The 11,083-nt window shown below is 44.1% G+C and carries 8 protein-coding genes and 1 tRNA gene; 3 read left to right on the plus strand and 6 right to left on the minus strand.

What is annotated here, in order from left to right:
* The 5 genes from A1D16_RS00850 to A1D16_RS00870 form a co-directional block, all read right to left on the minus strand.
* Positions 1-2,318: DNA repair ATPase (locus tag A1D16_RS00850; RefSeq protein WP_290706801.1), on the minus strand; the 2,318-nt coding region annotated here is incomplete at its 3' end.
* Between the two features lie 145 nt (positions 2,319-2,463).
* Positions 2,464-4,491 carry an SPFH domain-containing protein gene (locus A1D16_RS00855; protein WP_290706803.1) on the minus strand — a complete coding sequence of 676 codons (2,028 nt, stop codon included), beginning with the start codon at positions 4,489-4,491 and terminating at the stop codon, positions 2,464-2,466.
* Positions 4,492-4,556: 65 nt separating this feature from the next.
* Entirely contained in the window at positions 4,557-5,237 is a 681-nt protein-coding gene (locus A1D16_RS00860; protein WP_290706805.1) for an OB-fold-containig protein, read from the minus strand.
* A gap of 3 nt (positions 5,238-5,240) precedes the next feature.
* A complete protein-coding gene (locus tag A1D16_RS00865; RefSeq protein ID WP_290706807.1) occupies positions 5,241-5,954 on the minus strand; it encodes a PspA/IM30 family protein in 714 nt (237 codons plus the stop codon).
* A gap of 10 nt (positions 5,955-5,964) precedes the next feature.
* Positions 5,965-6,357 (minus strand): YbjN domain-containing protein, encoded by a 393-nt coding sequence (locus A1D16_RS00870; RefSeq protein WP_290706808.1) that lies wholly within the window; start codon positions 6,355-6,357, stop codon positions 5,965-5,967.
* 100 nt (positions 6,358-6,457) lie between these two features.
* On the opposite strand from A1D16_RS00870, the gene A1D16_RS00875 reads away from it, so the two are divergent.
* A complete protein-coding gene (locus tag A1D16_RS00875) occupies positions 6,458-7,138 on the plus strand; it encodes a helix-turn-helix transcriptional regulator (RefSeq protein WP_290706809.1) in 681 nt (226 codons plus the stop codon).
* Between the two features lie 32 nt (positions 7,139-7,170).
* Here the strand turns inward: A1D16_RS00875 and A1D16_RS00880 are convergent.
* A tRNA-Leu gene (locus tag A1D16_RS00880) sits at positions 7,171-7,252 on the minus strand.
* A gap of 134 nt (positions 7,253-7,386) precedes the next feature.
* Between A1D16_RS00880 and A1D16_RS00885 the strand changes: the two genes are divergently transcribed.
* Both A1D16_RS00885 and A1D16_RS00890 read left to right on the plus strand, forming a co-directional pair.
* Positions 7,387-9,624, plus strand: coding sequence for a bifunctional (p)ppGpp synthetase/guanosine-3',5'-bis(diphosphate) 3'-pyrophosphohydrolase (locus A1D16_RS00885; protein ID WP_290706810.1), 2,238 nt, complete (start codon positions 7,387-7,389; stop codon positions 9,622-9,624).
* Positions 9,625-9,740: 116 nt separating this feature from the next.
* Positions 9,741-11,003 (plus strand): adenylosuccinate synthase, encoded by a 1,263-nt coding sequence (locus tag A1D16_RS00890; RefSeq protein ID WP_290706811.1) that lies wholly within the window; start codon positions 9,741-9,743, stop codon positions 11,001-11,003.
* Positions 11,004-11,083: the final 80 nt, after the last annotated feature.

An 11,083-nucleotide genomic window follows, 5' to 3' on the forward strand; every position in this document is an offset into this window, starting at 1 on the left:
CCCAGCTCATTCAATTCTGCCACCAGCTTACGCAATTTGTCGATCATCAGATCGGTAGAAAAAAATGCATAAATCAGCTCTTTGCTAGGAAAAGAAGCAACTTTGTTTTCAATATTTTTTAATACCCGGATGCCGATCTGTTCCAGTGAACTGGTTCGTTTATTGATTTGTGCAATCAATAATTCCTTCCGCCCGTTAAATGCTTTGATCACCTCCTCCCGTTTGTCGGCAATCTTCTGAATAAACAGATCAAAGTCGGCGAATTTGCTTTCGAGTTCTTCTACCTGGATGCTGATTTTTGCAAAATATTCATCACATTTTTCAGGTGAGGTGGAGATGTCCAAAAAATTTACAATGCTTTGATCCAGCAAACTAAGTTGTGCATGAAACTCTCCCGTTGATTCTTTCGTACGCAGGGAGGTTATGGTGCGGGTAAGATCGGCTTTTACTTCATTAAGCGAGGCAAAGATCAGGGAAATTTTTTCGATGATCCGGGTGGTTTGCGTACTGTCGTCGATTTTAAGACTGTTCAGGATATCGATAACCATTTCCAGTTGCGAGGAAATATTGCCGACAGCGGCCGTAATTGCTTGTGCATCTACCACTTTCACCAGCTTTGAAACCGCCTGTTTTTGTGCGGCAACCTGCTGTTCATAGGGGGCAAGTGCTTCCTCTTTTAGGAGGAATTGTATGGTGTCCTGAGACAAAGAACTATTGTAGGATTGCAGTACCTCTTGTAGCTGATTAACCGCTGCTGTATTTATGTAGCGGATATTGTGCAGGTCAATTACGCCTCCCTGCATCCCCCGGGTAGAGGCCAGCAAAGCCACTAATTGATCAAGGCTCTGAATGGAAGCATTTTTGATATCAATAACAAGCTGGTCTACTTTTTTGCGCATTGCCTCCAGGCTTTCACCCGCATGTTTTCGCTGCGATTGCACTTTGGCGAATTCGTCAATGGCCGTATTGGCAATGGAACGGATTTGAGCAAGGGGTTCCGCTAAATTAAACGCTCCTTCTTCCTTTATCCAGAAATAAGCGTCCAGTATATCCGTCGTTTTATGATGGATGTCTTCGTAGAGATCTTCGTAGCTGTCTTCTTTTTGCAGGAGTTGAATGATTTCCTGGCTCTCGCTCATGGCCGCAACAATTGCTTTATTTCCAATTTTGTAGAGGACATTGTTGCTAAGGGCAAGATTTTCCTTCAGGTAAACTGTGTAGGGCGTTTCCCAGATCTGTACCTGATGGTGGCGGATGGCTTCGTTTTCGGAGCGAAAATAGATAAGGGTACCATCGCTGAAAATAGTATAGCCATTACAGATAATAGGGGTTTCTACCTGCTGACCAATCATATTATAAGACATCAATACATAGGTATTGGATGATTTCTGGTAAAAGCAATAGAGAAAATCTTCGCCGTTCGGTGAAGCGGTGCTTTGAATATATTCCAGTTCGGTCAGGCCATTTTCGAAAAGTTTGTATTCGCCGTTTTGTAAGTAATATCCATTGGGGAAAATGATGCCCTGGTTGTCGGGCAGTACAATTCCTGCATCCAACAGGCCGGGAATGGGCGTTACCTGTTTGGTACGCACGTTAAAGATATAGGCCCGGAAACCTTCCTGATAGGGTTTTATTTTTATAGCAATCAGGTTGCCCAGGTCGGCATAATAGTATTCGGCATCATCCAGTTGCTGATCTTTGTTCCGTACAGGATCGGAATAAATGCCTTTACCGGTATCGGTATTATTTTCAATTTTAAAGGTGATATCTCCATTGAGAGCTTCGATAAAAACTTTATCTAATACGGATATATGGGGATGCAGGCCCAGCCGCCGATGACTTAAATCGGATTTTATCCATTGAAAATCATACTGCGGAACCTGTCTTACTTCATGAATGCTGCGATCATCGATATAGGTTAATTGTTCATTTTTTACCAGCCACTTGAATGCTTTACGGTCATCGGGGTTTTTACTGGTTTGGAAAACCATGTAGAGATAGTTCTCTGTGCGGCTGAACCGGGCAAATATCGAATCCCGGTAATACTTGTACAGATTGGTGTAATCCGAAATAAAAGCAGGGTCTTCCAGCAGGGTAAGGGGCTGTGGTTCAAAATGATCTCCGGTAAACGTATACATACTGAATACATCGCTCAGGCGGATATCTTCTCGTAGTCCGAAGTGTACATTATAAGCAAAGAGGGTGTTTTTTCCGATAGTGGTAATTCCGCGGGCTACGCCGTTATTTTCCGTAGTTATCCGTTGGTTGGCAATTAGCTGGAACCCGGAGGATGTTGAAGATTTCTTTTCTTGCAGCATTTAAACTGGCCAGGCGCGCGGATAATTCGCGCCCCTGTTCTGCCAACCTGTTTCGGATAATTTCATAGGTGCCAGTGTCAAGCTGTGCATTGCTGTTATGTTCATTTCCTGCCATTCGATCAGTAAGAAAAGCGTTTACAATGGGTTAGAGTTTTTTGTTGGATAGTCCGAGGCTGGTTGCAAGGTTTGCCAGGTTCAGCAAGAGAGGTCGGTCGGTTTCTGAGCTTTGTTGCTGCATTTTTAGCAGGAGGCTGGAAATGGTTAAGTTTTTTATATCGTTGGTGGTGATATTGTATTTTTCGGCAAATCCACGGATCCGTTCCAGGAGGTCGCCGCTATTGGAGCCGTCACCAATCAACGCCCGTTTAATATCTGATGCGTTTTCACTTTCATTAATGAGACGATCAAATCCTTTAGCATTGGAAATCTGGTTTACGATATTTTGGAAGAACATGGTTTCCCCGCCTACAATATCGATATGGGCGTTCTTCAGTGCTTCTCCCAGCACACCGGCCTGCGCATCTGCAATATCTTTTTGTATATGGATCTGAGCCAGTGCAATATCTTTTTCTTTCTGCAGCAACAATTTGAATTCCTCGTGTTCCTTGCCTACTGCATCCAGTTTTTTCATTGCCTCGGCCTTCTCTTCAATGCCTGCTGCTTCTGCCAGGGCTTTTTCTTTGGTTACTTCGGCTTGTGTCAGCCCTTCTTTTCGTTTAGCTTCTGCAATTTTTTCAATTACGGATGCATCTACGGTGCCTTGTCTTTCTGCAGCTTCTGCTTTGGCAATCATTACTTCTGCTTCTGATAAGCCCAGGGTAGCTTCCTCGCGGGCCTGTGCTTCTGCCAGAATTTTCCGGGCCTCGGCCTGTTTTACAGCGGCTTCTTTTTTTGCTTCTGCGTCAATAACCAATTGCTTGGCTTTTTCTTCCGCCGCTTTTTTATCAGCTTCCGCGGCTTTTACGGTATAGATAAGTTTTTCTTCTGCTTCCCGGCTTGCCTCCGTAATGCCCACTGTTTTGGCACGCTCCACTTCGCGGAAGGCTTCCAGATCTTTTATACCCTGTTGCTCTTCCACTACTCCTTTTTCCAACCGAACCCTTTCCTTGATTACATCCTGGATATTTTTACGTTCTACCTCAATGGTTTTTTCCTTTTCGATCTGGGCAAGGGTTACGATTTTTTCACGTTCTGTTGCTTCCAGTGCCCGGTCTTTTTCTACGCGCTCCGTTTCTACAGCATCTGTTCTGAGTTTATTTTTTTCTGCGATTATGATCTGGCGGAGTTTGTTTTCTTCCTGAATAGCAAGCGCTTCCTCGGTTCTGATTTTTACCGATTCAGCCTTAAGCCGTTCCTCTTCCCGCACTTTCATGATTTCTGCATTCTCCCTGGCTTTTATATTATCAATTTCCCGCCGTTGTTTTTCTTCTTTCTCTGCCATCTGACGTTCCAGTTCAAGAATGGCTTCCCTGGCCTCAACGTTCTGTTTTTTAATAACTTTTTCTTCCTCCCTTTTAATAAGATTGGCTTTGATGTTTTGTTCAGCAGTCAGTTCAGTAATTTTTTTAATACCCTGTGAATCCAGGATATTCTGCGGGCTTAAAAAACTTATTTCTGTTTGTTCCAGGTAGTCGATGGCGCAATCGTCTAGTATATATCCATTGAGGTCGGTACCAATTATGTTCAGGATTTCTGTTCTGAATTCCCTGCGGGCTTCATAAAGTTCGATAAAATCGAATTTTTTACCCACTGTTTTTAAGGCTTCCGAAAATTTGGCCTCAAAGAGGTTACGAAGGGTATCTACATCACTGGCCCTTTCTGTTCCGATTATCTGTGCTACATTCAGTACATCATCCACGTTTTTATTGACACGTACGAAAAAAGCCACCTTTATATCAGCGCGGATATTGTCTTTACAGATCAACCCGTCGTTTTCCATCCGGTCGATCTGCAGCTTCTTGACGGAAATATCCATGATTTCCATTTTGTGCAGGATCGGAATTACATACATGCCCTTATTAAAAGCTACTTTTCCGCCACCAACACCCGTACGAACAATAGCTTTTCCCTGCGGTATTTTCTTGTAAAAACTGGCAAATGCGAATAATACAATAAAAAGCAGGAAAGCAATTCCTCCGATTAATAACAGACTGATTCCTCCAAGCGCTCCCATAGTTGATGGTTGGTTTAATGGTTAATAGATTCGATTAAATTGGTAAGATAGTAGTTGAAAGGTATTTATACAATATTCGACAGGTTAATTTCGCGTACTACCAGATAGTATTTTTTATCGGGTGATTCATCGGCAATCATTACATCTGCATTATACTCTAATACTTCTCCGGTTTTACTCTGCACGTTAATGCGTATAATATCTGATTGCACCTTAAGTTCGGCGGCTCCTATTTTGTCGCCCGATATGCCGGATTTCATAGTTGCCGTTCGGCCGATAAGGTCATAGGATTCTTCTCCGTTGTATCCCATGGCAGCATATACTTTGATCAATGGTTTGGTTGCATAGCGGGTAATAAAGAAGGCAAGCAGGAAAATGGGCAGCAATATGAAAACGGATTTCCACCCCCAGGCTACCAACCCCAAACTGATGGAGGAAACCAGGGTAATGATCCATGCAATAAATTTGAACGTGGAATAAACAACCATAAACGGCAGTTTTCCGATGTGTACAAATTCCAGTGCCTTCTGAAAGCCGGATTTTTCTCCCACTGAATCGTTCAGGTCTGTTTCTGTATCGGTATCAACATCAGCACCATCCAAATCCAGGTCTGCATCTAGCTCACTGGTGCCAAATAAATCGCCGGCTATAAAGGTAAACAGCCAGTAAAGAGCTGTTATGCCGGTTAGTACCGTCATTATTGCATTGCTGAGGGGATGAAAAAGCAGTTCGGTTAGTTCCGGCATTGGTTAAGTTGGGTTTTCGGTGATCCCTAGTTTGTCTTTAATGGCCTGGAGATCTTTTTCAATGGCCATTGTATCGTCTTTGACTAAGTCGTTTAATTCGTCTTTTAAGTTGCTTTTGCTACGGGCAATTTCTCCATAGGCCTTGGCAAGTGCTTCCTGGTCTTCCACTTTGGCTTTCATCCGTTCCAGCATGGCAATCGTTCCATTCGTGTCGAGTTGGGCCAGTTGTTTGTTTACCTGTTCAGTGGCTTTACTTACTTTTACACGGGCTTTAAGTGTCCTCAATTCCTTTTCCCATTTATCCATGTTTTCCCTGAGGATTTCGGTATTCCGAAGCATTTCACGGGAGGACTGCTGAAGGCTTATAACCTGGTTGCCGAGTTCTTCCGATTCTGCATAAAACTTTCTTCGTAGTGATAATGCTTCTCTGGCCAACTCTTCAGCCTTGCTGCTATCAACCAGTCCAGACTGGGCCTTTTGCATTATTAAGATAGCTTTTTCTGCATAATTCATGGATTCTTTCTGGCAGTGTAGCTGTTCATTTTCTGTGCGGATCGCCAGTGCTTTTACTTTTGCATAGGCTTCTGTTGCTTCTGTCAGTTCCTGCCTTAGTTCCCGTAACCCCTGTTCCGTCATTTTTACCGGGTCTTCCATTTTCTCCACGGCTGCATGTATTTCTGCCTGGCCAATTCTGAAAAGACGTTTGAAAATGTTCATGGCTTGAAATTTATCGTTTTGAAAATTCAATGATCTGTGCGGCGTATTCACTCACCAATAGACCTAATGAATTGAGAGCGCCTTCAAATTCATTAAAGTTGATATTCTCCACCTGCATGGTATACCTGAATAACACTTTATTGCCTTCCTCATTCAGTACAAATGCGCCGTGGATAGTGTCTCGATTCTTTTGCAGGAGTTGTTTAAACATGGTACAATCATCCTTTTGAAATGAAAACAGAAACTGTTCCATAATAAGGATGGGAGGTGCTATCCCGATTATAAGGTTATGTATTCCGTCTGCCGGGTTATCAATCTTTAAGATCCCCTGCTGCTCGTCTCGGTACAGAATCCTGCAACCCAACTGGTGAATAAAGCCCTCCATCAGTTCTATATAATTCATAGGCCCTAGTTTCATGGTTCTAGCAAATGTACAAAAAAAACCGGAAAATGCAAATAAAATTAGCATTTGGATAAAATAAATTACATGTATCTTTGAAAAGATGACAAAAATTGGTGCAAATATCAAGAAGATAAGAACTGCCCGTGGGTTGAGTCAACAGTCCTTTGGCGAGTTGTTTGATCTGACAAGGGGGAATATCTCTTCCTATGAGGAGAGTAGGGCGGAACCCCGGCTCGAAACGAGTTTGCGAATTGCAAACTATTTTAGCATACCACTCGAGCATTTTATCAGCCGGTCTCTTACAGTGAACGAAATCCTTCAGTTCAAAGGAGATAAGCTGATTGACGAGGAGCGCACCATTCTTCATTTGCAATTGCGTCCTGTTCCGTTCCTCAATGAAAATATTTACATGAAATGCAGTTACCAGGAAATGCGGTTCACGGATTTTTCGCTTTTTCCGCAACTGGTGTTACCTGAAACCACCACCAATGCCTTGCTGGCAGTTGCTTATCAACCGGCTATTCCCCACCATTCATCGCTGGAAGGCTACCAGGTGCGGGATCTGCTGGTGTTTGAAGAAGTTACCCGCCAAAACGTACATCTCTGTCAGCACAAAACCGGTTTGTTTACTGCAGAAAACGAAATTTTCCTGGGCCGATATGAACAAGCTGAGAAGGAGTTTTTCCTGGTCTTGAATGATTTCAGCAAACAGGTTTTTGATTGGGCAGGGGGGGGAAAATTCTGGAGAAAAATGGCAGTTTACCGGCATGAAGCAACCTAAGTAAAAATGGGACCCCGGAAGGTCCCATTTTGTGCGGGCGATAGGAGTCGAACCTACATGCCTCGCGGCGCCAGATCCTAAGTCTGGTGCGTCTGCCAGTTTCGCCACGCCCGCATTTACCAGGTAAACGCTCGCGGCGTTTCCCCTATTTTGGCCTGCAAATGTAGGGGATTTCATCAAAAAAAGAAAACAACCTTCTTTTCTTTAAATTCGTCCTGTTTACTATATTGATAGTAAGCAAGTCATGTATGGAAACTGTAGCAGCGATACCGAAATATAATCTTACTGAAGAGCAGGAAAAGAAATTGATTTTACGAGAATACCGGGCCCTGCTCCGGTGTCTCAAGCCAAAACTGAAGCCCGGCGACAAAGAACTGACCCGCATATCGTTTGAAATGGCGGCAGATGCGCATAAAACAATGCGACGCAAAAGCGGAGAGCCCTATATCCTGCACCCGCTGGCCGTGGCAAGGATTTGTGTAGAGGAAATAGGCCTGGGGGTGCGCTCCACTATCTGTGCCCTGCTGCACGATACTGTGGAGGATACGGATATTACCCTGGATGATATTGAGCGACAGTTTGGATCTGAAATTGCAAGGATTGTGGATGGGCTGACTAAAATTGCCAACGTAATTGATGTAAATGCCTCTCAGCAGGCGGAAAATTTTAAAAAAATCCTGCTTACCCTCACCGACGATCCTCGTGTAATTCTCATTAAGCTGGCCGACCGGTTGCATAATATGCGGACCCTGGAGAGCATGAAGCGGGAAAAGCAGCTCAAAATTGCATCTGAAACGGTTTATGTATACTCTCCCCTGGCTCATCGTATGGGATTGTACACCATCAAAACCGAAATGGAAGACCTGGCCATGAAGTACATGGAGCCGGACGTGTACAAGGAAATTGCCCGCAAGCTGGCCGAAACCAAACGGGAGCGTACCCGCTATATCAACGAATTTATACGGCCCCTCCGCGAAAAAATGGAGAAGGGCAATTTTACCTTCGAAATTCATGGCCGCCCCAAAAGCATCCACAGTATCTGGAACAAGATGAAAAAAAAGGGGGTCAGTTTTGAAGAAGTGTACGATCTGTTTGCTATCCGGGTTATTCTCGATTCACCGGCCGACCGCGAAAAAGAAGATTGCTGGAAAGTGTATTCAATGATTACGGATGAATATACGCCCTCGCCTGAACGTTTGCGGGACTGGCTCAGCAATCCTAAAAGTAACGGCTACGAAGCGCTCCATACGACCGTAATGGGCCCCCAGGGAAAATGGGTGGAAGTGCAGATACGCACCAAAAGGATGAATGAAATTGCGGAAAAAGGCCTCGCTGCCCACTGGAAATACAAAGAAGGAGCAGCGGATGAAAGCCGGTTCGATAAATGGTTTCACCAAATTAGGGAAGTACTGCAAACCCCTGATAATGATTCCGTTGATTTTCTCCAGGACTTTAAAACCAGCTTTCTTGCCGAAGAAATTTATGTTTATACGCCGAAGGGGGATGTTAAGATGTTACCCGTCGGGTCCACTTCACTCGATTTTGCCTTTGCCATTCATTCTGCGGTAGGAGCTCGTTGTATTGGGGCAAAAGTGAACCATAAACTGGTACCGCTCAGTCATAAACTACGGAGTGGCGACCAAATTGAGATTATTACTTCCAATAAGCAAAAGCCGTCAGAAGACTGGCTGAACCTGGTGGTAACCGCCAAGGCTAAAACGAAAATCAAGGATGCGTTAAAAGAGGAAAAAAGAAAGATTGCGGAAGATGGAAAATACATTGTTCAGCGGAAACTGGAGGGCATGGGTGCGGGTTATACCTCGCATAATACCGAAATTCTGACCGATTTTTATAAACAACCCTCACAACTCGACTTTTTTTACCAGGTAGCAACCAGGGGCATAGACCTTAAGGAACTGGCCGAATTCAAAGTGCTGGGCGATAAACTGGAATCGCCCCGCGCGCCCAAACCCCTGGAGGAAAAGAATGAGCTTCCGTCGATCAGTGATTTTTCCAAAAAAGATGCGGAGCTGATCATTTTTGGGGAGAGCAGCGATAAAATCATGTATAATCTGGCCAATTGCTGCAAACCCATTCCCGGAGATGATGTATTCGGCTTTGTTACTACGGGAAAAGGCTTAACCATTCACCGCACCAATTGCCCCAATGCTTCCAAGCTGCTGGCTAATTATGGGCACCGGGTGGTAAAAACCAAATGGGCTAAAAACAAGGAGATATCCTTCCTGACCGGTTTAAATATTATTGGCCTGGACGATGTGGGCGTAGTGAATAAAATCACCAACCTGATTTCAGGCGAAATGAAAATCAATATCAGTGCTCTTTCCATTGAAGCCAAGGAAGGTATTTTTAAGGGTGCCATTAAAGTGTTTGTACACGATAAAGAGGAGTTGGACGAGCTGGTGATCCGGTTGAAATCCTTAACCGGGATTCACAGTGTAGACCGGTTTGATGCAGAGGCTAGCTAAGTACTGCCGTACAGGATAAACCATACAATTAATGTATTTCAGAAACAGGTTTTTTATTTGGCCCTGATCCTCCTATTTTTGCTGCCTGATTCCAAGCAAGCAATCAAATAACAAACATGGTAGACGTAATTTTAGGCCTCCAGTGGGGCGATGAAGGGAAGGGGAAGATTGTTGATTATTTTGCCCCAAACTATGATATCATAGCCCGTTTTCAGGGAGGCCCGAACGCCGGTCATACCCTTTATGTTGGCGGTAAAAAAGTAGTTTTACACCAGATTCCTTCCGGTGTATTTCATGAGAACACGGTTAACCTGATCGGTAATGGTGTGGTACTGGACCCGGTAACCCTTAAAAAAGAATGCGATACAGTGGCCGGGTTTGGCGTAGATGTGCGTAAAAATATGTTCATCTCCCAGCGGACACACCTGATATTGCCTACCCATCGCGCATTGGATAAAGCCTCTGAATTGCAAAAAGGAAACGATAAAATCGGCTCCACCCTTAAAGGCATTGGCCCGGCCTATATGGACAAAACCGGTAGAAATGGATTACGGGTAGGCGACCTGCTCGATAAGAATTTTACCACGTCCTATATCCGCCTGCGCTTAAAACACCAGCGCTTGCTCGATAATTTTAATTTTCAGGAAGACATTACTGCCTGGGAAGAAGAATTTTTTGAAGCCATCGAATTTTTACGCAGCCTGAATGTAGTAAACGGTGAATACTTTATTAATGAAGGTATTGCTTCAGGTAAGAAAGTGCTGGCAGAAGGCGCGCAGGGCAGTATGCTGGATATTGATTTTGGTACATTCCCATTTGTAACGTCTTCCAATACAACTACTTCCGGTGTATGTAACGGACTTGGCGTAGCGCCTCAAAAAATTCGCGATGTAATGGGCGTAACCAAAGCCTATTGTACCCGCGTTGGAGGCGGACCATTCCCGACCGAATTACACGACGAAACAGGGGAAGAACTGCGCAAGCTCGGCAATGAGTTTGGTGCTACTACCGGAAGACCCCGCCGCTGCGGATGGATAGACCTGGTGGCCCTTAAATATGCCTGTATGATCAATGGGGTTACAAAAGTGATAATGACCAAGGCAGACGTATTGGATCAGTTCAACGAATTGCAGGTTTGCACCGGTTATGAAATTGATGGAAAAGAAACGGCATATATTCCATTCCAGATGACCCGTCATCAAATAAATCCGGTGCTTAAATCGTTTGCAGGATGGAACCAGGATACCAGCAAAATTACCAATCCGGCCGATCTGCCTGTAACCATGAAAGAATATGTGGCATTTATTAACCAGTTTGTCGGTGCAAATGTTAGTCATATTTCAAATGGCCCGGGCCGCGACCAGATAGTTACCGTATAATTCTGGAAATCTGCTATAAATTAGTCGTTGAAAAATTTGGCTAATTAAAAAGAACGCTGAAAATTTACACTGTAATCGTT

The organism is Flavihumibacter sp. CACIAM 22H1 (assembly GCF_001601815.1).
In the GTDB taxonomy this organism is placed as follows: Bacteria; Bacteroidota; Bacteroidia; order Chitinophagales; family Chitinophagaceae; genus Flavihumibacter.